General features: G+C 63.6%; 20 protein-coding genes. 6 read left to right on the forward strand and 14 right to left on the reverse strand.

Going from position 1 to position 24,421, the window contains the following annotated elements; all coding sequences use genetic code 11:
* Window positions 1-252: 252 nt before the first annotated feature.
* The 5 genes from HUN07_RS16840 to HUN07_RS16860 all read left to right on the forward strand — a co-directional run bounded on the left by HUN07_RS16840 (window position 253) and on the right by HUN07_RS16860 (window position 3,595).
* Window positions 253-558, forward strand: a complete 306-nt coding sequence (locus HUN07_RS16840) for a type VII secretion target (RefSeq protein ID WP_174911215.1) — start codon at window positions 253-255, stop codon at window positions 556-558.
* Window positions 559-2,250 (forward strand): alpha/beta hydrolase, encoded by a 1,692-nt coding sequence (locus HUN07_RS16845; RefSeq protein WP_254622566.1) that lies wholly within the window; start codon window positions 559-561, stop codon window positions 2,248-2,250. It begins immediately after the preceding gene.
* Window positions 2,250-2,813 (forward strand): LppA family lipoprotein, encoded by a 564-nt coding sequence (locus HUN07_RS16850; RefSeq protein WP_174911218.1) that lies wholly within the window; start codon window positions 2,250-2,252, stop codon window positions 2,811-2,813. Before HUN07_RS16845 ends, HUN07_RS16850 begins: the two co-directional genes overlap by 1 nt.
* 62 nt (window positions 2,814-2,875) lie before the next feature.
* Window positions 2,876-3,274, forward strand: a complete 399-nt coding sequence (locus tag HUN07_RS16855; protein WP_174911221.1) for a YbaB/EbfC family nucleoid-associated protein — start codon at window positions 2,876-2,878, stop codon at window positions 3,272-3,274.
* 159 nt (window positions 3,275-3,433) lie between these two features.
* Window positions 3,434-3,595 carry a hypothetical protein gene (locus HUN07_RS16860; RefSeq protein ID WP_174911224.1) on the forward strand — a complete coding sequence of 54 codons (162 nt, stop codon included), beginning with the start codon at window positions 3,434-3,436 and terminating at the stop codon, window positions 3,593-3,595.
* 774 nt (window positions 3,596-4,369) lie between these two features.
* Here the strand turns inward: HUN07_RS16860 and HUN07_RS16865 are convergent.
* The 4 genes from HUN07_RS16865 to HUN07_RS16880 form a co-directional block, all read right to left on the reverse strand.
* A complete protein-coding gene (locus HUN07_RS16865; RefSeq protein ID WP_174911227.1) occupies window positions 4,370-5,242 on the reverse strand; it encodes a hypothetical protein in 873 nt (290 codons plus the stop codon).
* Between the two features lie 571 nt (window positions 5,243-5,813).
* On the reverse strand, window positions 5,814-8,042 hold the full coding sequence (locus HUN07_RS16870) for a hypothetical protein (protein WP_174911229.1): 2,229 nt from the start codon (window positions 8,040-8,042) through the stop codon (window positions 5,814-5,816).
* Window positions 8,035-8,556 (reverse strand): hypothetical protein, encoded by a 522-nt coding sequence (locus HUN07_RS16875; RefSeq protein WP_174911232.1) that lies wholly within the window; start codon window positions 8,554-8,556, stop codon window positions 8,035-8,037. The genes HUN07_RS16870 and HUN07_RS16875 overlap by 8 nt, the downstream gene beginning before the upstream one ends.
* Window positions 8,553-8,837 (reverse strand): hypothetical protein, encoded by a 285-nt coding sequence (locus tag HUN07_RS16880; protein ID WP_174911235.1) that lies wholly within the window; start codon window positions 8,835-8,837, stop codon window positions 8,553-8,555. Before HUN07_RS16880 ends, HUN07_RS16875 begins: the two co-directional genes overlap by 4 nt.
* A 313-nt stretch (window positions 8,838-9,150) precedes the next feature.
* On the opposite strand from HUN07_RS16880, the gene HUN07_RS16885 reads away from it, so the two are divergent.
* Entirely contained in the window at window positions 9,151-9,462 is a 312-nt protein-coding gene (locus HUN07_RS16885; RefSeq protein WP_174911237.1) for a hypothetical protein, read from the forward strand.
* A gap of 223 nt (window positions 9,463-9,685) precedes the next feature.
* Here the strand turns inward: HUN07_RS16885 and HUN07_RS16890 are convergent, their stop codons facing one another.
* From HUN07_RS16890 to HUN07_RS16935, 10 genes are all read right to left on the reverse strand, one after another.
* Window positions 9,686-10,960 carry a hypothetical protein gene (locus HUN07_RS16890; RefSeq protein WP_174911239.1) on the reverse strand — a complete coding sequence of 425 codons (1,275 nt, stop codon included), beginning with the start codon at window positions 10,958-10,960 and terminating at the stop codon, window positions 9,686-9,688.
* A gap of 67 nt (window positions 10,961-11,027) precedes the next feature.
* Window positions 11,028-11,231, reverse strand: a complete 204-nt coding sequence (locus HUN07_RS16895; RefSeq protein ID WP_174907157.1) for a hypothetical protein — start codon at window positions 11,229-11,231, stop codon at window positions 11,028-11,030.
* A complete protein-coding gene (locus tag HUN07_RS16900) occupies window positions 11,203-11,691 on the reverse strand; it encodes a hypothetical protein (protein ID WP_174911242.1) in 489 nt (162 codons plus the stop codon). Before HUN07_RS16900 ends, HUN07_RS16895 begins: the two co-directional genes overlap by 29 nt.
* Before the next feature lie 282 nt (window positions 11,692-11,973).
* Window positions 11,974-12,270: a nucleotidyltransferase family protein gene (locus tag HUN07_RS16905; RefSeq protein WP_174911245.1), complete on the reverse strand. Its 297-nt coding sequence runs from the start codon at window positions 12,268-12,270 to the stop codon at window positions 11,974-11,976.
* Between the two features lie 623 nt (window positions 12,271-12,893).
* Window positions 12,894-13,340 (reverse strand): hypothetical protein, encoded by a 447-nt coding sequence (locus HUN07_RS16910; RefSeq protein ID WP_174911248.1) that lies wholly within the window; start codon window positions 13,338-13,340, stop codon window positions 12,894-12,896.
* Window positions 13,341-13,550: 210 nt separating this feature from the next.
* Window positions 13,551-14,363, reverse strand: a complete 813-nt coding sequence (locus tag HUN07_RS16915; protein ID WP_174911251.1) for a hypothetical protein — start codon at window positions 14,361-14,363, stop codon at window positions 13,551-13,553.
* Window positions 14,364-14,400: 37 nt separating this feature from the next.
* A complete protein-coding gene (locus HUN07_RS16920; RefSeq protein ID WP_368077020.1) occupies window positions 14,401-15,399 on the reverse strand; it encodes a recombinase family protein in 999 nt (332 codons plus the stop codon).
* 212 nt (window positions 15,400-15,611) lie between these two features.
* On the reverse strand, window positions 15,612-17,345 hold the full coding sequence (locus HUN07_RS16925; RefSeq protein ID WP_174911257.1) for a UvrD-helicase domain-containing protein: 1,734 nt from the start codon (window positions 17,343-17,345) through the stop codon (window positions 15,612-15,614).
* A gap of 2 nt (window positions 17,346-17,347) precedes the next feature.
* Window positions 17,348-19,270 carry an ATP-dependent nuclease gene (locus HUN07_RS16930; protein ID WP_254623008.1) on the reverse strand — a complete coding sequence of 641 codons (1,923 nt, stop codon included), beginning with the start codon at window positions 19,268-19,270 and terminating at the stop codon, window positions 17,348-17,350.
* 47 nt (window positions 19,271-19,317) lie between these two features.
* The gene (locus tag HUN07_RS16935; RefSeq protein ID WP_174911261.1) at window positions 19,318-24,312 is read right to left on the reverse strand and encodes a DEAD/DEAH box helicase; all 4,995 of its coding nucleotides are present in this window, start codon (window positions 24,310-24,312) and stop codon (window positions 19,318-19,320) included.
* Between the last annotated feature and the right edge of the window lie 109 nt (window positions 24,313-24,421).

Raw genomic sequence — 24,421 nt, forward strand, 5'->3', positions numbered from 1 at the left:
TCCCGAGAATCCCCGGATGGCGTCTGATCGTCGTCGCCAGGTGGCGGCGCAGCAGACATCCAACCAAAACCGGAACCTCCGTCGACCAACTATCTTCTTCCCGATCACGGCCGAACACCCATCACCAACCCGGAGCAATCGTGGTGGAACCGTTTGCGGCCGGGTTGCGTCAAACCAAAAAGGGCTTCGCTGTGAACCTCGTGCAGCCATGCTCAGGACTTCACATGGCGCAGACGGACTTGGAGGGGTGCATTGGGAGATCCGCTGGGTGTCAACACCGAGGCGTTGCGTTCGCTCGCTGCGTCGTTGACAGGCGAGGCCGATCGGATCTCGGGCATCGACCCGTCGGGTCCGATCGACGCCGCCACCGCCGCAATGCCGGGATCGTCGGTCGGTGCGGCCGCGGCCCGCGCCGGGCACCCGCTGCTCCGGTCCTACCGCGACGCCGCCGAGCGGCTGCGTCAGATGGCAGCCACCGCGGAGGCGAACGCCCGCGTCTACGACGACGCCGACCACGCCTTCCGCCGCGCTCTCGACACCACGGCCGGGGGCCTCTAGATGGTCACACTGTCGCAGTTGCGCGCATGGCGCCCGGACGAGCTCGCCGCCGCCGGCACCGCGGTCGCCGCATCGAACCGCACCTTCGGCGACGCAATGAACGCGACCGGATCGCACTTCACCGACGCACTGTCGAGTTGGCAGGGCGCTGCCGCCGAGGCCGCCGGATCACGCTCCGCGACGGAACAGGACGCGGCCCGCCGCATCGCGACAGCGGTCACCGCCCAGGCCGACGCATTGACGAATGCCGCGGCCTCGATCGGTCCCGCCCGACTCACCGCCCTCTCGATCGCCGACGAGGCGATCGCCTCCGGATTCGCGGTCGCCGACGACGGCCGGGTCGGCGCCCCACCGTTCGTCAGCGGTAACCCGGTCGCAGACCTGCTGATTCAGGCACAACTGGGCGAACAAGCGACCGTGCTCGAGGCCCGACTGATGCCCGCTCTCGCGACGGTCGGCGAACTCGACGCCCGTGCCGGCGCCGCCCTGGACACCGCGACCGCCCAGCTCGGCGACCCCGGTGCGGCCCGAGCGGGGAACCTCGGAACCGATGGGCTCCCCGAGCCGATACCCGGTGCCACGGCCGCCGACAACAAGAAGTACTGGGACTCGCTCACCGAGGACCAGCGACGCCGGATCATCGACGAGCATCCGGACTGGGTCGGCAACCGCGACGGTATCCCCTCCTCCGTGCGTCACGAGGCGAACGTGAGCCGGTTCGACGACGAACGCTCCCGCCTCGAAGCCGAACGCGACCGCCTGCAGACGAACCTCGACGACAACTTCTTCGGCGGCACGTTCACCAACGACGACGCGGCGCTCTGGTACACCGAGCAGAAACTGCGCGACCTCGACGAAATCGAGGGCATCGTGGCGGACAACCCCGACGGCCGCCTGATGCTGCTCGATCTGCAGTCCGGCGAACGCGGCATGGCTGCGTTCGCCGTCGGCGACCCCGACACCGCCGACCACATCTCCGTCACCACCCCCGGACTGAACACCAACATCGACGGCTCCTTCAACGGCATGGTCGACGAGGCAAAAAACCTGCGGAGCGAGGCGGAAGAGCAACTCGAAGCCGTCGGTCGGGACGAGACTGTAGCGAGCATCGCGTGGTTGGGATACGAACCACCGCAGGCGGACACCGGCGCGTCGAATGCGTTCATGGACGGCGTACGCGGCTACGGCGATGTCGTCCAGACTGATCGTGCGAACGCGGGCGCCGCGAAGCTCGCCGGGTTCTACGACGGCCTCGATGTCGCGTCGACGCATCCGGACCCGCACATCACCGCCCTCGGGCATTCCTACGGATCCTTGACTACCGGTCTGGCCCTGCAGGACCCCGGACCCGGCCAACCCATCGACGACGCCGTGTTCTACGGATCACCTGGCATCAACGCCGGCGACGAATCCGACCTCGGCCTCGCCGAAGGACACGGCTACGTGATGGAGGCGGACGGCGACGTCCTGATCCCCGAAGCTGGCAAGATTCACGTGTTCGGACCCGACCCCAGCACCTCCGATTTCGAACAACTCTCCGTCAACGCAGGCACCAGCCCCGACGGCGTAATGCGAGATGGCGTCGGGTCGCACAGTGAATACCCAACACTCGGCAACAACGGGGAGCTTCGAATGTCGGGATACAACATGGCCTCGATCGTGGCCGGACTACCCGAACAGGTCGTGCGCTGATGAACCGACGAACCCTGCCGCTGCTGGCGGCGCTGGCAACAACCGTGACAATCCTGACCACCGGATGCGGAGACCTCGAGACCATGGGCAACCCCTACAACCACACCGACGAGGAGATCGCCGCCGCGGCCGCCCTGCTGCCCACTCTGCCCTCACTCGAGGACACCGAGAAGCAGATCACCGAGGCCGTGGTGCAGATCGCCGACGCCGCCACAGCCATCGCACCGGAACTGCAGTGGGAGTGGCGACGCGAGCGGAGCCAGTCCAGCTGCGGCGGCGCGTTCGGCAAGACCGACGGGCTCGAGATCCAACTGCAGATGTACGTCTCTCTCACCCCGATCTCCGACGCAGACTGGCCCCGTATCCTCCAGGCCGCCCACGACATCGCCGCACCCCTCGGCATCACCCAGCTGACCGTGCGCGTCGACAAGCCGGGCAAGCACGACGTGGTGCTCACCAGCGATGACGGCAGCCGGATCTTCCTCGGCTCGGACGTGCGCGCCGTCATCAGCGCCCAAACCGGCTGCCGTCTCCCCACCGAGCAGACCGACCCGACCCCGTAACGCGTCAACCCCCGATTGCCGCCCGCCCAGCACACCCGGCCGACCACTCCGAGAGCGACACCATGACCCACAGCGCACCACTCGACGACCTCGCCGTGAATGCACGCCGAGTTCACGAGGCAGTGACACTCGTACGCGGACGGGCCCAATCCGCGGGCGGGCACGTCACCACCGAAGTCGACGCCACCGGCCGCATCACCGCGCTGACCATCACCGACACCGCCCTCGCGGGCGGCGCCGCCGCGCTCGCGGCGATCGTCACCGAAACCCACCGCGCAGCATGCACCGAAGCGGAGGGAGCAGCCCAAGCCCTTCGTGGCGAGTTGGCTGCGGATCCCCGAGTCGCACAGGTCATCGCCGGAACACGCACCACCGCCCGCGCTGCGCCTCGCCACCACCCCGGACCTGAGGAAGACGACGACGCGTACTACGCCACCAGGTCGATCCTCCGGAGCATCTGACAACAGCGATCTGGCCACAACGCCATCGGTCCAAGCGGCGCGGACAGCGCACGGCTGCTCGGACTCGAGGTCGGTGGCCGGTACCGCTACCCACTGTTCCAATTCGCCTTCACCCGGGATCGGCGTGGCATTTCGCCGGTCGCCGGGTACGCACACGAGGTGATGGAATGCGACCTCGACACGTGGGGCACGCTCGACTGGTGGTTCACCGCGAACCTCGGAATCCGCCATGAACGCCCGGTGGACCGCCTGACCGCCGGTCTCCTGACCGAAGCGGACGTCGACCGGCTGATCGCGCTCGATCTGCAGGGCATGGACTAATGGGCGGTGCCAAGCCCGGCCGGTCCGGAGCCTGTCCGCTGATCGGGTCGAGGGCGGGTCTCCCGCAGTGGTGGGAATCGGGGTGCGACCTCAAGCCCTGTTCGGGGGTGGCCCCAATGGTTCTCGGCAAGTCGCAGCGGCATTTCCGGCCAGCAGTACGATTCGGACATGGCGAGTTGGGTGCGGTGGACTCCGCAGAATATCTATGTTCCGTGCAAGTCGTGCAACTCCGACGACTCGGTGTTCTGGCCGTCAAGGCTGGCGACCCGGGCCGACTCGGAAGACGAGTATGGGCGACAGTTGGACACCCGTCGGAACGACGAGTGCCCACACGAGCAGCATTCTCCGTCGTACTTCACTAAGACCAGTGAGAGCGACCCGCGGGCTGAATGGCTCGACATCGACTGGGATCCGCCGGCCCCACTGTGAAGTCCCTGCGGCTGATCAGCGACGAGTACAAGCCCTCACGGCGCAGATACGCGCCACCCTCGTTCGCCTCACAGGCCTGCTCGTGCGCGACCAGATACGCGAGCTTGTCCGCCCGGTGAAAAAGCGCGGCGTCGAAGCGGGCCGTCCGAACGAGGCGGCGAGGGTTCCATGCAGACATTGTCCCCGGCCACGGCCAGGCTGGACATTGTCATCGAAGAGTTGATCCGCATCTCGCCCCGCAGGAGGGGTTGCTGTGAACCACTGCACTCAACTCCCCATGGAACGCAGGGCACCGGGCTGAACGCTCGACACACGACTTCTCACCGAAAGACCGGAAAGCGCGGGTCAGAACGGGTGATGATGGTGATACTTGGCATGCGTCCGGGGAAGTTCCGGCAAGTGACCGCCAAGGGTCGGCCACCCCGTCCTCAGGTTCTTCACCCTGCCGCGAAGTCGTTCTCGGGCCGCATCACTCGTCGCAGATCCAGCCTGAGCCTCAAGAAATGAACGATAGTCCTCACGCTGGCTACGCGCCCAGGCGGACTGACATCTCGTCAGAAAGCCCGGACTGCACGACACCAACGGATCGTCCTTACTTTCAACCAATGACCGCAATGAGCGCCCCTCGGGCAGAGCACTGATGGGCTCAATCGAGTACCGGCGGAGCATGACGTATGCGAGCCGAGCTGCGGCCAGCGCAGCCCCGACGTCCCGCGGGTCCGGATGCGGGGAGTATTCGACACCGTAATGCCTGCACACATCAGCGAGAGCCCTCGGGCCCTTCCGATATTTGTCGCCAGCTCGGTCGAGCACGAGTGGATCGAGGACCGGACCACCAAGAGACCACTGTTCGGGGACGAACACGCGGTTGAACTCGTTCTCGACGATCGTCAGGTGAGCCGCTGCGTCGAATGTAACCAGAATGAACCCCGTTTCCCATGCGCAGGAGAGCGCCTCACTGATGTCACGGAGTCCTTCGACGTACTCATCCGATGTATAGGACGGCACCATGGACGGACCTTCCTCGGCGACGAGCCTGCGAACGGCGTCCATGTCGGGCGCGTTGTCCCAACGCGGATCGAGCACCCAGTCCAGAGTCTCGACCGTCGGCGCAGCGCCGTCGAGACCGAGCTCGATCAAAGTGAGTTGCGCCGAAGCAATATGCGCCGTTACGGGATCGGACGCGAGGGAGGTCGTGTGGAACGCCGCGATGGGCATTTCCCCGACCAACAACGTTCTCGACCCTGAACCAGAGGACTGGTCACTCTCACCCGCCCAGACTGACTTACCGGACGAACCCGGCAACGATCCCTGACCGCCACCCATTGCACTCCACCTCTATCCTCAGCAGTCTCAAAATCGATCTGACCGTTATGCACCATCTCGGAAGCCCTGGCACCGTACCGTGGCGTGCCGACCCCCAACGGACAGTTGGGATCGGATCACAGTTGGCGACGGGACGCTTCGAGGCACGCCAGACTCCCAGAGCATGCTTGGCATACAAGTCGGCGAGGCAGATCCGTTCCTGCACGATCACCAGCTCTCGCTCTTGCATCATGTCGCGATTGCGTTGCCCCACCTCACCGGCGTCATGCAGTCGGTGCGCACATTCGACGATCTTCCCAAGTTGATGGTGCAACAGGGCAGGTTGCCTGGGTCGGCCAACTTGTACGTTTCCTCAGTTCGCTCATGGCGGTGGATCGACCTCGCCAATCCTGCAGCGATCAGCTGCAGGAGGACAGAGGTGCTGGTCCAACATCATTCGACCAGCCCCTCTGCCATTGGTTCATCAGTTCCCGAGCAGACGCTTCGCGACGGCGAGTTGGTCGGGGACCGGGCCCGTCTCAGCGAGGGCTGCCGTGATGTCGTGAGGCGTGACATAGATGGTCTGTACAACATCAAAGCCGCCGTCCTCTGCCACCGTGATGCACCGCCCCTTCGCTGACCGCGGGATCTCGGCCGGCCGCGGTGCATCGTCGGGCAGCACCCCGAGGACTGTCGTGCCCTGCTCGCGGGTCGTCACCTTGAACGCGATCCTCAGCCCGCTATTGTCGCGGATCACGGTGGGGATGGATTTCGCGTCGGGCTTCTGGGTAGTCAGGACGACGATAATCCCGGACGAACGACCCTTCTGGATCAGCTGCCGGATCCCCTTAGTGATGACCGCACCCAACTCGCGCTCCTCCTTGTCCATGCCAGAGGTATCCAACCAAGTCTGGCACTCGTCGATCACCACAACGACCGGATACAGAGCCATCTCCATACGCACCTGCAGCGGAACGTTCCAGAAGTTCGAGATCCCGGTGCGCGTGTAGAGCGCCCGCGACCGCGCCACCCGTAGCTGCTCGACCCTCTCGAGCACGTCGACAAGCTGTCCGTCGATGTCGCCGCTGTTGTCGAACGTTCTGGCGATTGGCCGCAGTGGTTCTAGGTCGAAGCCAGCCTTGCCGTCGAATACATGTAACTCAGCGTGCCCGGCCATGCCAGCGAAGACAGGCAGCATTGATGCTGTCTTGCCGGACCCCGGAGTACCTCCGACCACCAACCCACTGTTACCCGCCCAGGTAATGCATGCGTCGTCGCCGGTCTCGGTCTGTCCGAGGTAGGAGCGACCGGCGACCGCGTCGTACGGCACCGGGCCTGTCCGGGTCAGCTTGGTGGGCATTTCCGGCGGTGTCACGTCGTGGGTTCCGACGACGATGCGTCGGCCCCGCTGTTCGACGGTCAAGGTGGTCATGCCCAGTTCGACGCCGAGCACGCCCAGGGCGGACTGCCAGGTGGCGACCGATTGTCCGGGCAGCGGGGTGAACTCGAGTTCGATCCCGTCGACGACATCCGCGATTGCCACGAGTGTCGGAAGCTGCTCGGACACGAGTTTGGTGGTCGATCCGTCAGGGTTCTTCCTGGGGGTGGTCGTTTTCACGCCCAGGCCGGCGGTGCGGAGTAATTCGGTGACGGGGCGGTGACCGTGGGCCCCGATCGATCGGATGAGCGGGTACCGCTGGACGAGGTCGGCGCCAGCGGTACGCCACTGGGCGACGGCGGCCTCGACCTCGGCTTGCTCTTTCGCTGCTGCTTCCGCAGCCGCGTCGGCAGCACGCGCGGCTGCGGCGTCGGCCGGAGACATACGGCGGATGGCTGCTTCCCGTGCGGCGCGCCGGCGTTCATCCGGGGACATGGCGGCCAGCCGGGCATGGGCCTGCACGCGTGCCAGGACCAGCGAGTGGGCGGCAGAGTCTGGATGGCCGGCCTCGGCTGCGAATTCTGTTGTCTCGGCAAGCCGGCCGCGCAGATCCCGGGTGAGGGCCTTCCACGGGTCCGCCAGGTCGGGGTATGAGGTGGTCATTCGGCTAGCAATGTCTCCGACAGCAGAGACCACCGACTGTGTCTGGACGATTGCAGGACGCAGGGCCTGATTCAGCACTGCGGCTGCTCTGTGCCACGTGTCGTCACGCAACTGTGCATCGCCGAAGATCGGTTTCCAGTCGTTCTCGATGGCAGAGAGCCAGGCCGTCGACACCTTCGCAACCCGTGCAGTGAGCGTGTCCAGCACTGCGGAAGCGATCTCCTGGCACGCTGCGTGCGCGGCCGCCGATGCCTGCTCCGGCGCTGTGAACAGCCGCTCCTCGAGCTCCCGGATCTGTGCGGTCAGATCGTCGCCGAGATCGGCCCAGCCGCCGGCTTCACACATCGGAGACCCGGCCTCGGCCATGGCCGTGATCGCATCGGTGATGCGCTCCGATTGTGCCTCCGTCTGGGCCATCCGATCGAGATCACGCACGGGGCCTTCGGCTGGTTGCCGCGGTTCCGTCGCTGGCTCTGGTTCCGGACTTGCCTCCAGTTGTGTCACCAGCTCGGGGTTACTCGGCCGGGGTGTCTCCGGCATGACCTCAAGTTGCGTGTCCTGAATCTGTGGTTCTGTCTCGGTCTCGGTTTCGTGTGTCTGTCCGAGCTGTTTCTGGATTCGGGCCCGGTGGGCCCGCATCTCGGCGATAAAGTCGTCGTTCTTCCTAGCCACGTTGCGCCCCGTGGCCTGTGTTGATGGTGATCTGCCACAGGCCGGCCGGGGTGGGTGACAAGGTGGCGGGGCGTATCGCCCGGTGCGAGCGCAACTCGATCGGCGAGTTCGGGATCGGTAGATCGAGCATGTCCTCGGCCGGGTAGTGAACGATCCGGTCGTTGGTCAGGATCTGGATGATCCGAGCGGATCGGTCCACGCGCTCGGTTTTCAAGACCCGGTTGATCCGGAGGCTGGTCAGCATCTGGTCGGCCACCTGGGACAACACCGCCGGATGAGCCCTCGGCCCCAGCAATTCCCACTCGATGATCACCGAATCCGTCTCCCCGGTCATCCGCTGATACGCGACCGGCAGACACCCGGTGTAGTTCCGCTCCGCCGGACCGTCCAAGAGCGTGTCCCAGAACCCCTGGGCGGGCGGTTCGGTCCACCGCAGGACCCCGACCGCCCGCGCGAGCTGCCGCAGCCCCTCGAGCTCCAGGGCGTCTACCTCGTCGAACGCGGTCCGTGTCACGGTCGGCCCGCTTCGCGCAGCACCTTGCCGACCCACCAGGACGACATGTTCACCATCTCGCCCAGTTCCTCGTGCGTGTAAACGCCCGCCAATGCAATCACGATCTCCCGTCGCACCGTCGTCGCGACCTCATCGATGGTCGCGTACAGCACCCCACTCGTCCCCGCGACCTGCGGCGACCACGGAGCCGTCGCGTCGACGTCGTCCAACAGCTGCGCAGCCTGGCTCTGCAACGACCGGGCCGCCCGAACGAGTGCCGCCTGCGCCGCCACTCGCCCCATCGCGATTTCCTCCGGAGTACGCGCTCGATGTCGTGGCACGACCTCTCCATTCAGTTGCATCATGCAGATATTTCCTGCTGAAATCAGCTGATACGCCAGCCATCGGAGATGACCGCACTCATCCTATCGGGCGTTGTACAGGTATTTTCGGCCCTCGTTCCGATCACGGGACACCAGTGGCATCGTCCATATTCATGACCCCCTCACCAAGAACCCGGGCACCCAGCCATCTGAATCGCCCCGGTGAGTCCGGAGACCGTCCTTCAACGCGCGGCCCGCTGTAGCTGCCACCCATAGAATCGAGACCACCTGCATGACTGTGTACTGCCGTACCGGCGTGGTCGCCGCGACGACAGTCACCGTGATCGCCGGCTGTTTGCCGGACGGCCCGGTCGCCGAGCCCGTGACCTTCGGCACCGCGCCCGCTACTGCCGCCGACACATTCACGGTCGGCTCGGCGGTGTTCTTCGCAGATCTGCCCGATGGCGCCCGCGTGTTCCACATCGACGACGGCGACGACGCGCGCGTCACGAGGTATTCAGACAGCCCGTGGAGACGATCAACAAGTTTTGAGTACCCGCGGGGATCGCTCTCAGCTCCCGGAACCTCGGCTTCCATCCTGTGAGTCACTGCCCGCTTCAGTCGGCTTCAGGGCCAGGTCAACGCACTCCGAATCGCGCCGAGCCAGTAATGACTTACACCAGATCCGGCCTGTGCAAGTCAGACGAGATGACATTCCTCACCGAGCAGTGAACAAAGATAGAGCCCATGCTCGCAGGGAGCTGCGAACCGAGAGCGGCCCACCGTGTGGGTGCACACGGTGGGCCGCTCTCGGCTCCAAGGAGCCGTCACTTCTGGGTCTTGCCGCTCTTCATGACCGTCCATCCATTGAGGTAGGTCACGGGGTAGTCGGACCAGCCGGTTTCCACGTCTTCGCCCGTCGTCGCGTCTAGCGTGACGGTCTCGTCCGAGGTCTCGAAGTACACTTTCTTGTCGTAGAGCGAGAGGACCTCCATCTTGAGGTCGCCGACCTGCTCGGAGGGCATCTCGTAGACGATGCTCATGTCGTCTCGGTTCACCACCTGGAGGAGAGGTCCGGGAGAAGACGTTGCCCTACCCGAGTCGAAAAGCACGGAGAGATTCGACTTGGGATCGCGGAACTCGTAAATGGTCTCTCGCAGCTCTGCCGGTCGACCGGTGTCGTTGGACAGGTAAAAGGTTCCTCGGATGTCGCTCCCATTGGCGTAGGCCTTGATTCTCGTGAACGATGGGCCCACACTGTCGGGCACCAAGGTCCAGCACATCTGATCAGAGAGGCTGGAGAGAAGCCCACTCGTACCGGGCTTCACCTCCCACACCGGCTTGCCGTCTTCGAGCGAGTACCTTCCGATGGAGGAGCAGGTGTCGAGGAAGTCCCTCCATTCCTGCTCGATAGTCACGGACCCATTGAAGGAGCCATAGACGGAAGCCCTGGCTTCCACCATAGTTCCGTCAACCTTCCAGGTCTCCTTACCGGTGGACAGATCAGCCCCGGTGACGAAGGGTGCCTTGTCGGAAGGTGTGTGCTGGAGAGCGACGTAGTTTCCGCTGCCTGAGGCCATGTTGGTGATGTCCTCGGAAAGGTCGTACACCTTGTCGAGAACGTACTCGTCCAGATTCATCGTCGCCAGGACGGTCTTGTTGCGCGCAGGCTCAGTGCCGGAAGACGGAGTCCGAACAACAGCGAGGACGATTCCGAAGGGGTCGCCGTCACCTGCCGCAATGTCGAAGTCGAGAATCTCGAATGTGGCCTTCGAGTTGTCAGTTCCTGTCAGTTTCTCCTTGAATCCCACTCCTCCAGGAGTGAACAGTCCACTGGCGTCTCCCATGCCCTTCCTGCCAGGAACGCATCTGGCAAGCCTCTTGTCCGAGTCACCTTCCCAGTAGTAGAGGGGAACCATGTTGTCCGGGACTTTCTTGATGTCCGCAGGCGTGCAGTGCTCCAGCGCCACGCCCTGAGCCTCGACCGTCTGGGTGCCGCCAGAGGCGTTCTCGGTCTGGGCGTCACCCTCCGATGAACAGGCCGAGAGAAGGGCGACAGCGGACACCGATCCGATCACTACAGCCTGCTTGAGACGTTTCAATTCCTGATCTCCTTGATAGTTCTACTGTTGCACTTATCATTCACTTCAGTCAGGTTTCGGCTCTGGCCTAGACGGTTCGTGCGATCTCGACGGCAAGCCGGCCGTCCGCGGTGGGTGTGACGCGGGAGTCGATGTGCAGGAAGGACTTTCGGACTGCGGCGATCTTGCCGGTGCGCAGGTCCCGGGCGACGACGCTCGCAAGCTGCCGGCGGCCACGGTCGTAAAGCTTCCAGGTAAGCCATTCACCGGGCCGTGTGCTCGCCAGCGCCATGAGTTATTCCGTAGCCCAGTCGCTTGTGAGCTTCCTGCACCAGATCCTCGAAGAGGATTTGATCGGCAGCCTGCTCCGCCGCGGCGGACTGTACTCGCTCGACTTCCTGTGCTGCCGCGGCTTCCCGGGCTACGGCAGCCTCCCGCGCAGCTTGCTCGGACGCCGCTTGCTCGAGAGCAGCACACTTCATCCTGCACTCCTCCGCCTCAGCGTCAGCCGAGGCAACAACTTGCTCGACCACTGCAGCGTTCGCCCTCTTCGCAACCTTCTCGAGCACGATCAGCGCAACCGCGAAGGTCAGGATCCCTCCGGGAATCATCTCTTTTCCCGCGCTCAACGCCAGGAGGATGCTGGTAGCCAATCCGAGGACCGCGGATATCTTCCAGATCCGCACCCTCGTCCAGGGAAGATCCTGGGTCGCCCCATCCATGCCGTTCATCGGTGGTATTTCCTGAGTCATGCACCCTCCCCGCCCCCATTGTTCCATGCAGATACGGCAACGCATCCACACTGGATCTATCTGCGTATCGTGCAGATAGAATGCAGCTTAAAGAAGTTTCGTGCAAAAATTCCTCCCACCGAAGCCCGAGAACTGGGACCAGGACGAGTGTGCACACTATGCAGATTCGGTCGCGGTCTTATTAGAAAGTCAGGCTGGCCGCCTGCTGGCACCGCGCCACTTCTGTACGCACGCGCGCGGGATCGGGCAGGGCGGCTGCGCAGGTCGCGGACAAGCGATAGGTCACAGGATCCGTACGAGATCCGGTTCGATATAGAGCCAGAAATGTCGGTTGATGTTCGTGACGACGTCCGCCCCTGCGGGCAGCCTTCGTTCCAGCTCGTCGGCCAGGCTCAGGAACTCCCACGGGTCTGCATCCGGCCCCAAGGTGACGAGTAGATCGAGGTCACTGTCCGGGCGGGCGGTACCCCGCGCATAGCTCCCGAACACATACGTCTCGACAACCCCGTAGCGACGCAATATCTCCCGCAGCTCCGGCAGCGGGATCGGTAGCACCAGTTCTCCGGCGTCACGGGCCATACCATCGAGCCTAGAAGGTCGTTCGATCCAGGAAAGCCGGCAGGAAGGTCCCCCGCAGCCACGACGACAACGCCGAAGGAGTTCCGTGTGAGAGCCCAGCATCCGTGCACCGCCGACGAGCTGGACTATCTGCATCTCGTTCCCAGGGCACGCCGGAGCGTAGGCGCCGCACGAAGCGGGCCTCGGCCCGCCGCGATAGCCGTCTCCAGCTCACTGCCGAGTTCCGGCGCAATCTGCTCTGAAGGTGGCCGGAGGCGGGGCGGTTTCACCGCGTCGGCGGTTGTTTCCCGGCCTCGCGATACCGCCGCTTCTCTTCGTCTGTCACCGGCAGCGCGCGCCCCAACGCGGCTTCTGACCGATGACGGCGTGCCGTGATCTCTTCCGGTGTTGCGGCGCGATGCCGACGAACCTGCATGTGGTCTCCGGTCAACGCCGACATCGCCACCTCCGGAGTCGCAATCCGCTACCGCGCTCGACGACGGCGGCGGCTCTCTCACCCAACCTACGGCAGCAACGACGCGAACAGGGTCGATGACCGGGCGTCAGCTGCGGACGGTTCCCATAAATGGATGACATTATCCATTTATGGGTAACGTCCGGGGACGCACGGTTCGCGGCAACGGTCAGTTCAGTCGGCGGATGCGGTCCGGAGGACGCTTGTCCGCGCACCGATCACACAGATTCTGCTGCCGGTAATGGTCGGTCCGCATCCGCACCCCAGAACCGGCGTCCCCGCATTCTTCGCACACCAACTCGGCAGCAGCCTCCGCCGCGTCGACGAGTGCGCACATCGCCTTCCGGAGTTCGTCCTGCTCGGTGCGGAAGTAGTACTTGAGACCACCGAACTTTTCCTTGACCTGATGCACCTGATAGTCCGGGTCGAGGGCGGCGAGATCCTCGTCAAGTCGGACGATGATCGGATACCAGCCCTTACTCGCCCGGATCCAACGTCCCCACCCGTCCGGGATCCGCAGCAGGATCCGCCGTAAACCCTCGGTGTACTCGCCGGCATCCTCCGGCACATGCAGACACTCCCGCACCCGATTCCAGTCGATCCCGATCTGCCTCATCTGCTGGATCACAGCGAACGCCCCTTCACCGTCTGCATCGGCAAACGCATCACGAAAAGACGTCACCGCTGAACCCACGGCCTTCAACTGGGCTCGGTCACGCTCGGTCAACTCCGGAGGCTGCTCACGGTCGGACATACCCATCAGTCTCCCCTCTCACGCCAGGGAACACGATCCAACCGAACGCCAGTGCACAGCCGAGCCAGGAACTCAGTGCCGCCACCAGTCGGCGACGTGGTCCTCCAAGGGTTCGACAACGGTGGCACTGGCGTCGGAGTGACCTGATCCGTCCAGAGCCGGAGCAACAACCCCGATCGCGAGCACCGTGCCGTCGGCCTCGTAAACCCACACCGGGGAGCCGGAACTTCCTCGGCCGGAGGCGAAGTGGAACACAAGCTTCGACGACGGAGTTTCGACCGCACGAGTCAACTGGCCGCAAGTCGGACGCGAAACCTGGTCGAGGCTGCAGGCGACCGGGTCCACTCGTTGCACTTCTGCACGGGTGAGCATCCCCTCCGGGATCCCCACTCCGGGGATGCTGTCGTCGACAGTGACAGCGTCAGGATGGAAGGAAACAAGAGCAGTGTGGCTGGCGCCGACGTCTTGCCGCCCATCTACCGTAGAACCTTCCGAGACCATGATCCGTCCGATCGGTCGACCTTCCGCAGTTTCTACGACGTCACCGTCGCTCCCGCAGGGTCCTGAAACAACCGCTTGCGGCACGCCTTCCGCGGTGGTCCGCGCGAACCCAAGCCTGCAGGCGGTCGCGGTACCGTCACCATTAGCAACGACAACCTGATCGGTTACTCGAATAGTTTGTGGCTCAACACCGGTCACCGCAGGTGCGATCGCGCTAGCCACGATCGCAACGGCCGCAATTGCTGTCGCTCCCCCAAGTGCCTTCATCATGGCATTCACACTATCAACGACTTCGATGCCAGTTCCCTGTCCTCCGATCGGGAATACCGCTTGCAGGCAATGCCTTTGAGAAAAATGATCATCGACCGCGATCGTATACCGCACACTCGCAGAAGACTGAGCCAGCGCCGCGCCGCCGGCATCAGGTGCGGTCTCGACACCACCGATCTGTCTGGTATCCGTGTCTTCCGCACACCAATTCCGGTGCAGTTGACCACTGTCGGCCTTCGAGCCAACGCAGCACTGCCGCCGGCATCGCGCCGTCTGCGCTGACGCCGACGCCAGCAACCAGAGGCCCGTCCCCACATCGCTCGCACGTGACCGCGACGACCTGTTCACGAGGCTGGCACCGGACACAGTGTCGGCGCTCGCTGATCTCACCGGGCGGGTCAAGGTGCAGCCAGACCGTGTCGAGGTCGTCGCGATGTGCAGTCACATCTTGTCGCGTCGATGGCCGGTAGCCGCACGTGGGGCATGTCAATCTGTCGGCCACGGGACTACCTGCAGCAGCGGCAACCGTCGAGGCCAGCGGCGGGGGCTTGGTCGAAGACTCAGGCGTCGGCGGGCCCACAACGACAGGGAACTGCTCGGCAACTCTCCGCGGCAAGTGCCGGTACAGGGTTGAGCGCGTCAGACCAGTCTTGGCAACGATCTCGGCGGCGGTGGCCCCCGAGTCCCTCAACTGGATCGCGTGGGCGAGTTGAGATTCGGTAACTACCGACGGCCGACCAGTGCGCCGCCCCTTCGCAGTGGCGACATCGCGAGCGTGCGCAGCGCGCTCTAGTGTGTACGTGCGTTCCATCTGCGCAAACAGTGCCAGCAACACCACTGCCAGCTGACCGATCGGATCATCTGGATTAGTCGAGTCGATTCGGATCGGGTCCGCGAGGTTGCGAACCCCGATCTCACGCTCACGTAGATCGTGAATGAGGTTCAAGGTGTCGCGCACGTTCCGCCCGAGCCGATCGAGAGTATGCGTAACGATGACGTCGCCGGCACGAGCGTACTTGAGCAGCGCCGACAGTCCAGGACGGTCGGTGGTGGCTCCGGATTTTCGATCCACGTAGATGCGGTCCGTCGCTATGCCCGCGGCGGTCAGGGCAACAATCTGCCGTTCAAGGTCCTGCTTGGTCGTAGACACTCGCGCATACCCTAGATCCACACCCGCGAGAGTACCGAAAGTTGTTCCTGCCGTAGTCTTTTGAAGAATCATTTTGGAACTAACCTTTGAGACGGTTTCTCCTGCCGCGATGCGTTCCGGCACACGCAAGCACTTGGCCGTCCCACAACCAAGGTTACGGAACGTTGGGACTGCCACTATCTCGATGGCTCGATGACCTGCACCACGGGGACTTACCCCGTGGTCTCACCCAGAATGACGTGTGCATTCACGCCGTCCTTGCTCAAGACCTTTGAGATCGGGTCATAGACGTCTCGATGAGCCGCGATCACGAGCAATTCTTGTGCTCGGGAGGCGCCCACATACAGGACGCGGCGAGCTTCACCGGGCTCGTCGGCACACCACTGTTGCACCCCATCTTCCTCACGAGACCTGGAGGGTTTGGGAACAACCAACGCCACGGCGGGCGCTTGAAGACCCTTATAGCCGTGGACGGTCGAGTATGCGAACGCCTCTGCGGCCGCGTCCGGTTCGATAGGCCACACATCGCCGTCGGGTCTGCGGACTCCCTCCAGCGACCATCCAAGGACGTGTTGGCTCTCCTCCTGCGAGAGCAGATACGTTTTGAACTGCGACGGGCTACAACTGAACGGAGGCACAGATCCCACAGCCAACCGCAGGCATCGCTCACGGAACTGCGAGGCTGTCAGTCGGCGATCATCGAGATACGCGTCGAAGGTGAGCGCAGCAAGCTCGTCCGGGCAGAGTTCCTGCAGATATCGCTCCAGCAACCGCAATGCTCGCGCGCGATCCGGACCGAAGGACTCCTTGTCCTGTATCCGGTGGATCAGCATGGCCAAGCGGACGAGTTTGTTGCTCTTCGGGCTAGGCGATTTCGCGGAGCCTGCTAGCTTTCGTGCCTTGTCAGCGTGGTGCGCCAGGACCACCATCTCTCTGCGGTCGACGCTGAGGCGGTCGAGGAGCTGTCCGATCGCCTGTCGCGCATCATGCTCGGCGGTGTACGACAGCAGGTACACAGGATGATCAACGTCTTTGTCTTTTCCGACCGGATCGTCGGACGCACCGCCATAGCGCAGGCTGTCGACCGCTCGGCAGATGGCCGGCGAACTACGGAAATTTCCGTTCAATCGTTCGCCGTGGGGCACCTGATCCAGGAGAGTGTCCAGTTGCGTCTCGCCTGTGTCTTGTCGGAATCCATAGATCGCTTGGTCTGGATCACCGACCATGATCAATCGCACGCCGGAATCGAGAAGTAGCTTCAGCACGGCAACGTCTTCACGGCTACAGTCCTGGACTTCGTCGACGATGACTTCGGAGAAACGCGCACTCAACACCTCTGCGAGACGCTCGCGATAGCTTCCCCGGAGGTACTCCGCCAGACACACCCGCGAGGCCTCCGCGTCGAGGATGCCCTTGCGCACCAGGGAAAGCCAGAGTGCTGAGGCCTTGGATTCCAACGCGTCGGTCTTCCAGGGCTCTTGGCTTGCCAGCCATCCCCTGCTTTCCCATGGCACGCGCTTGATCCGGAATTTCGCGGTACCCGCGGCGTCGAAGGAGAACCAGTCGAGTTCTGCCCTAAGCCCGTGTGCTTGCACTGTTGTTCCTGGCACCGTCGCCCAAGTGTCACGGAAGGATGGCGAGATACCTTTGCGTGAGCGAAATACCGGACCTACGACGAATCGATTGATGAAGCTGTCGATGGTGCCCACGAAGTTGGGAACCTGCAGAAGCGCCGGATCAGCGCTGCATCGTGTGCGCGCCTCATCGATCACGGCGTTGGTGAACGAGATGAGACCGACTCCGCGTCGAGGATCGCTCGCCGGCCGGTCGATAAATCGCTGGACGATCGCCTGGGTCTTTCCCGCCCCTGGGCATGCCTCTACATAGATCGATGACTTCGTCCTGATGAGGGCACGCTGGGCGCGAGTGAAGTTTAGGGGCGGCATGCTTACGGAACCGGCTTCCGGACCGATACGGCGATAGCTTCAACTAGGTAAGCCGGGCATTCGAACGATGCCCCATCGACGATCCTCCGTGCGACGTCGTGTGCGAATTGGCCCTTGCTGATCAGCCCCTTGGAGTTACGCAACCGCACGTAGAATTCCCGGGCTGGATCAGAACTCTGGGTGATTTCCCCCCACTGTCGCTGCGATTTTGGGTGTTGGTCGAGGTAGGCCTGACCCAAGACGACGTGATTCATGGTGCCGGAAACCAGCAGGTCAGCTTCGAGGGTGTGTGGAGCTTCCGCTATATGGAGTAGGTCGTCGCCGACACCGAGGGACTCCCGCAGGGCCCGTAGGTCTGCCGCACGGTTGTACAGGACCTTGTCATTGTCCTCGTTGTCATCGTCTTCGTCGGACGCCAACTCCGGCTCTGCGGCGAGTGAGTCGTTGATGTTTCCGGGACTCGGCTGTGGCGCCTCCTCGCCGGCAGCATCTCTCTTTTTGCTCTTGCTGTTCTTGCTCCGCTTCTCTTCGGGGGTGAGTGCTGGATCGGCATCGGTGACCACGACCAGGCGGTCAGCCAGCCGACTACCGTTCACCTCCTGCATCAGCAGCTTGATGTAGGGCTTGAAGTCGACGGAGCCGACGTTGACAACCGACACACCACGAAAAGCTCGGCGGAGCTGCTGCTCGGATTGAGTGGATCCGTTGAAGACGCAGTGTCGCGCCAGCACCGGGACGAGAACGGCCTCGGCGATTCCTTCTACCAGTACCACCGACCGGGCGAACAGCAGCTCCGAGCGGGTCACATCGAGATACTGATCGATCTTCCGACGTTCGTTCGGCTCAAGTGAAATGTCCGCCAAGGGGATCACTGCGGTGCCGGTATCTCCGCTCGATCCATGCCTAACGACGACCACATTCTCGGTCTCCAGGGCACTCGCCAGGTTCGGCGAGTGCGTCGTGGCAATGACCTGGATCCGTCCGGCCGGCCCCTCCCGGTCATCGCGCACTGACGTGGCGGCTTGGTCAACCAGGAACTCCATGAGCACGGCCTGCAACTGCGGATGCAGATGTGCTTCCGGTTCCTCGACCAGGAACAGCGTCAGCTCCGAATCTCGGGCATTTTGCAGTTCCAGGATCACTGTGGCCATGAAGAGCAAATTGGCGTATCCGAGGCCGGACATGGTCAGATCTGCCGGCCTGAGCTCGTGCTCAGCCATCTTGAGTCGCAAGCTGCGCGCAAGACGCTCAAGACGCGGTCGTTCAAATCCGAGGTGAACCTTCTGCGCGCGCACCGGATCAGTCAGCTTGGACAAATGCCCCTGAATGCCGCTATTCACACCCGTGACAGCCGGGTGCCCCTCGAGATCATCCAGCGCTTCCTGCGCCTGCGTGACGAACTCGTTCCGATCGCTCTCCTCGACAAGATGTTGCATTATCAATGCCAGCCGGTTCCCCGAAGCTGAATCGAGCTCGCGTTGTGCATCCCGGAGGGGGGCCAGATAGACGTGATTTATCTGCTCACGCTTCTCCGGTTCAGGATCTGGCGAGCATGCGCGCCCAACCAGATGCTCGACACGCCCCCGGCGGACACCGTCCGGCGACGGCCGAAAACGCGTCACATGGACAGCGTCATCGTTCGCAAGGTCCAGCGCACCGATGAGATGCGCGCGTTGGAACGCCGTCAACCCCGAGAACTGGGACGTCAGGAGCACCTGCTCTGTGTCGCCGTCCCTCACATCGTCGATCTCGAAGTATCGAGTCCGCCGCCCGCTCAGTGGAGCGGTCGCCAATCGCAACGCTTCGATGATGTTGGACTTGCCTGCATTGTTCTCGCCGACTAGCAAGGTCACCGTCGGGCCCAGGGGAATCGTGACCTTTCCGCACGATCGGAACCCCTCTATCGTGAAGCTCCGAAGGTACATCCCTTCTACCGGTGCCCCTTCTGTGATTGTCGAGGCCGTCGCCGTTGTCACAGGTCCCCTTGTCTCAGCACCGACGCGATTGCCAACGAGTCGACGATCGTCATCGTCTCGACCGCAACGGTGGTCACCCGCTTGATCAGATCGACGATGTAGCGCGGGTCGTCGCGCTCGTCGCACCAGTCGTTGGGGTCGTTGACGATCCCGGACGCCTTGTCGGTCTTGACCTGGTAGCGATCGATGATCCACGCCAACGCTGACCGGGAGCCGAGCATGTACCGTTCAGCAGCCTCGGGGATGCCCGCGATGGTGACCTTCGGGTTGAAGACGATGCTGGTTCGGTCGTCGACGTTCTTGCCGGTCTCGGGGTCCCTCTTCTTGCCCCACTTCATCTTCGACACCCGCCATGTCTCACGATCCTCCGCTGAGACGTCCTTCTTCAGCTGCACATCGAGGTCGTACGGCTCCACGGTCCCGTAGTTCACGTGCAGGTCCGCCAGCTTCCTGCCGGCAGCGACCAACTGCTCGAACCGGTCCCGAAACTCGGGCGTCGGGATGTGCGGGAGCATCTTCTTCAGATCCGCGGCGTAGGTTTCGCGGTAGGCGGGGTCGTGGAGCAGACCGTAGACGTAGTAGAAGATGTCGTCCTTCGTGACCTGGTCGCCGACCGCGCCGCGGTAGAGAGCGAGGATGCCGTCGGTGATGTTGTCGACCCGACGGTAGCCGTGCTCGTCGACGCCAGCAGTGTCTGCCGCCGCGAAGTCGAGTTCACCATCAGCCGATTCAGCCTTGCTGTAGGTCCAGCGAGGGAAGAACTGTCCGGTATCGAGCAGATGCAGGTTCGGCAGAAGGTCCGTCATGAACGGTGTGAACTCGAAGTGCGACGCCGGTGCCGTCAGCACGATCCCGATGTTCTTGTGGTGTGGTGTGGGGAACATCGACGGAGTGAGGCCAACGATGTGGTTCAACGTGCGGTCGAAGTAGACGTTCTGTTTGCAGAAGGGGCGGTACGAGCCCACGACCAGTCCGTCTGGAGCGAAGCTGGCCGGACGATTGGAGATCAGCCGATTCTTGAGGCTCAGGGTCCAGCTGATCTTATGGCCGTCGTTGACCGTATCTCCGCAGTCCTTGAAGAAGCGATCACGGCTCTCCTTCTTTCTGCCAAGCCCCTTCTCGCTCAGCCAAGTTGAGTAGAGACCCTCGACGTGCGAATAGAACTCGAGAGTGGCCCGACAGTTCTGCTCAACCTTCGGCGCGGAGTAGTTGTAGACCCAGACGTCGCGTCCCGTCTCCAAGCCTCTTGAATACGAGTCGAACACCGTGCAACTCGTCACGACGTGCTTCTCTCCGATCGCAGGCCACCCCTCGAACGCGTCGTTGCGCTGATTGATCCAGTCTCCGTGGGTATTCGGGGTGATGGCCTGCCAGTCGACGGTCGCGAGGTTGCCGTCGTCGACAATACGGAGTTTGTCCTCGCGGCTGAGGTAGTCGCCGATGTCGCGGTAGAAGATCTCACAGAGGCCAACGTAGGCGGGGTTCTTGACACCAATAAGGATCGCGACTGTATTGCGACTGCCGGAGCCAAATACCTTGCCGCCCTCCTTGCGGGAAAGTTCGCCAGCGGTGCGCTGGTTGCCACGGAGGTTGTAGACGTAGATACGGGAGTACTCGTCGGTGAGGGACATCCGTAGCCCAGCCGCGGTGTTGCCGTCGATCCAACCGCCATTGGAGACGAACGCGACGATCCCGGCGTCGCCGATACGGTCGGTCGCCCATCTGAACGCACGAATGTACGAGTCGAACAACGAGTTGCTGCCGCCGCGTCCACGATCTGCCAGATATGTCTCTCGTATCCGGCCGTCCAATGTGGGGTACGCGACGTTCTCATTGTTGTCGTTGGCAGAGTCTTGGCCTACCGAGTACGGCGGGTTGCCGACCACCACGTTGATCGGGATTGCGTTCTGACGGATGATGCGGTCGTTGTTCTGCGGGAACATCACCGCGTCGAGGCTGTCGCCGTCCTCGGTGATCTGGAAGGTGTCCGCAAGCACGATGCCCTCGAACGGAACATACTCGGAGGCAGCCTCTTTGCCGATGAGGGCGTGGTAGGTGGACTCGATGTTCACCGCCGCGATGTAGTAGGCAAGCAGCATGATCTCGTTGGCGTGCAACTCGCACGCGTACTTGCGGGCCAGATCGGCGGGGTCGATGAGTCCGGACTGCAGTAGCCGGGTCATGAAGGTGCCGGTGCCGGTGAACGGATCCAGGATATGAACATCTTCGTCGGTCAGGCCGCGGCCGAACGCATCCCGGGACGCGTGGTCGGCGGCGCGGAGGATGAAGTCGACGACTTCGACAGGGGTGTAGACGATGCCGAGGGCTTCGGACTGCTTGCGGAAGCCGAGACGGAAGAACTTCTCGTAGAGTTCGGCGATCACCTTCTGCTTGCCGTCCGCGGTGGTCACCTCGGCGGCGCGGGTGCGGACGGAGGCGTAGAAGCCGTCGAGTTTCGCAGTCTCGGCCTCCAATCCGGAGTCGCCGAGGGTGGCGACCATCGCCTCCATCACCTTCGAGACAGGGTTGTGGGAGGCGAAATCGTGTTCGGCGAACAGGGCGTCGAACACCGGCTTGGTGATCAGATGCTGCGAGAGCATCGAAATCGCGTCATCGCGGCTGATGGAGTCGTTGAGATTGTCCTTCAGCCCCTGATGGAACCTCTCGAACGCCGCCGCCACCTCCGGGGACGCCCCGGCCAGCAAGTGCCGGATGCGGGTGATCTGGGCGGCGGCGATGTCGGCGACGTCGGCGGCCCAGTCTTCCCAGTAGGCACGGGTACCGACCTTGTCGACGATCTTCGCGACGATCGCTTCCTGCCACTCCGACAGCGAGAACAACGCCATCTGCGTCGCCATCTGCCCACCATCTGCGCCACCTTCGGCCACAGAACTGGGCGCATCGGTGGTGCCGGTGGCATCGGTGGACGAACCGGTGCCGGCGACGGATTCGTTGTCGCTGCTCACGGGGCCGATGTGGTCGCCCATCAACATGGTCGAGCCCTTGCCGGTCTTCTTCGCCTCGGTGGTGGCGTTGAGGGCGATGGAGTTGACCATCGCGTTGAACCGGTCGTCGTGCGCGCGGAGCGCGTTGAGGACCTGCCACACGACCTTGAAGCGGCGGTTGTCCGACAACGCCTGCGACGGGGACACGCCGACAGGGACGGCGACGGGCAGGATGATGTAGCCGTAGTCCTTGCCGTCGGCCTTCCTCATCACCCGACCCACGGACTGCACCACGTCGACGACGGAGTTGCGGGGGTTGAGGAACATCACCGCATCCAGCGCCGGCACGTCCACTCCCTCAGACAGGCAGCGGGCGTTGGTCAGGATCCGGCACTCCCCCTCCGGCACCGGGGCCTTCAACCACGAGAGTTCGGCGTTGCGCTGCAGGGCGTTGAACGTGCCGTCCACGTGATGCACCGAGCACGCCAGGTCCCGGTTCGTCGACGACACCGCATGTCCGTCGTTCTCGTTCTCCTCGAGCAGGTCCCGATACGCATCCACCACGGACGGGAACACCTCGGCGACCTGCTTGGAGGCGGCGATGTCCTTGGCGAACACCACCGCACGTCGCATCGGTGGCTCCCCCGGCGCGAACCCGGTGCCGTCCGGGGAGCGGCCGGCACGTTTGGCGAGACCGTTCCAGCAGCCGACGATCTTCGAGGCGTCGTCGAGCTTGAGTTCGGAGAACTCACCGGCCAGCTGGGCCTGCAGCGGGGAGGCGACCAGGTTCTCGTCGACGGTCAGCACGATCACCTTGTAGTCGGTGAGCAGGCCGCGTTCGACCGCGTCCCCGAACGACAGGCGGTGGAACTCGGGGCCGTAGACGGTCTCGTCGTCCATCGAGGCGAGTTCGGCCGAATGCTCGGCGGCCTGGTCCTTGACCTTGTCGTCGAACAGCCGCGGGGTTGCCGTCATGTACAGCCGGCGTGACGCTTTGAGGAAGTCGCCGTCGTGCACCTTGACGAAGTTCGACTCGTCCTCCCCTGCCAACGTGACGCCGGTGGTGCGGTGCGCCTCGTCGCAGATCACCAGATCGAACCCGTCCACCCCCTGCTGCTGCGCCTTCGCGACGACGGGCAGGGACTGATAAGTGGTGAACACCACCGTCAGGCCCTTGGCCCGTTTGCGGTGCCCCATCTCGGCGGCGAGGGTGGCCGGGTCGGTGGTGACCGGGATCGCGACATCGACCGCGCCGATGTCCTCGGCGGCGCGGGAGACCTTCGTGTCCGAGCACACCGCGAACGCCCGCAGGTCCAGCTGGGTCTGCGCGGTCCACTCCCGCAAGGTCTGCGAGAGCAGGGAGATCGACGGCACCGCGAACAGGATCCGGGCCGACCCGCTCTGCTCGAGCGCGGTGCGTTCGGCGATCTTGAGCGCGGTGAACGTCTTGCCGGTGCCGCACGCCATGATCAGCTTGCCGCGGTCGTTGCCAGCCTCGAACCCGGCAAACACGGCATCGATGGCTGCCTGCTGGTGCGGGCGCGGATCGTGGCGCTTGGCCTCGGTGAGTTCGACGTGCAGTTCACCGGCCGGCCAGGCGATGTCCCAGTCGATCGGGGACTCTGCGATCTCCGCCAACCCGATCCGCTGCACCGGGGTGTGCTGATCCTCGAGCGCCGCCTCAGCGTTCTTCCCCCACCGGTCGGTGGTCGAGATGATCACCCGGTTCGTGAACGGCTTCTTCCCCGACGCCGTGAAAAATGAATCGATATCGCCCTTGGCGAGCGTGTGGGTGGGTTCGTAGAACTTGCACTGGACCGCCGTGAACGCGCCGGTGTCGCGCTCCCGGGCGACCAGGTCGATCCCGGTATCGGGCTTCCCGTCCCGGCCGGGCCAATCCGTCCACCGCCACACCTGGTCGTACTGCTGCGACAACAACGGATCGAGCTCGAAGTAGCGGACCATCAACTGCTCGAACTTCGTGCCCCGTTCCGAGTTCGACGGCGCCTGACGGAACGCCTCGATGACCTCGTGAACAGAACCCATGACCAACCCGCCCCTTCGCAGACCCGACAACACTCGGAATGACATCTTGCCCGGTCTCATCCCGGTCTTGATGTGCAGGTACGACCCGGCCGTGTCGGATGGCCATCCC

This window comes from Rhodococcus sp. W8901 (genome assembly GCF_013348805.1).
GTDB lineage: Bacteria > Actinomycetota > Actinomycetes > Mycobacteriales > Mycobacteriaceae > Prescottella.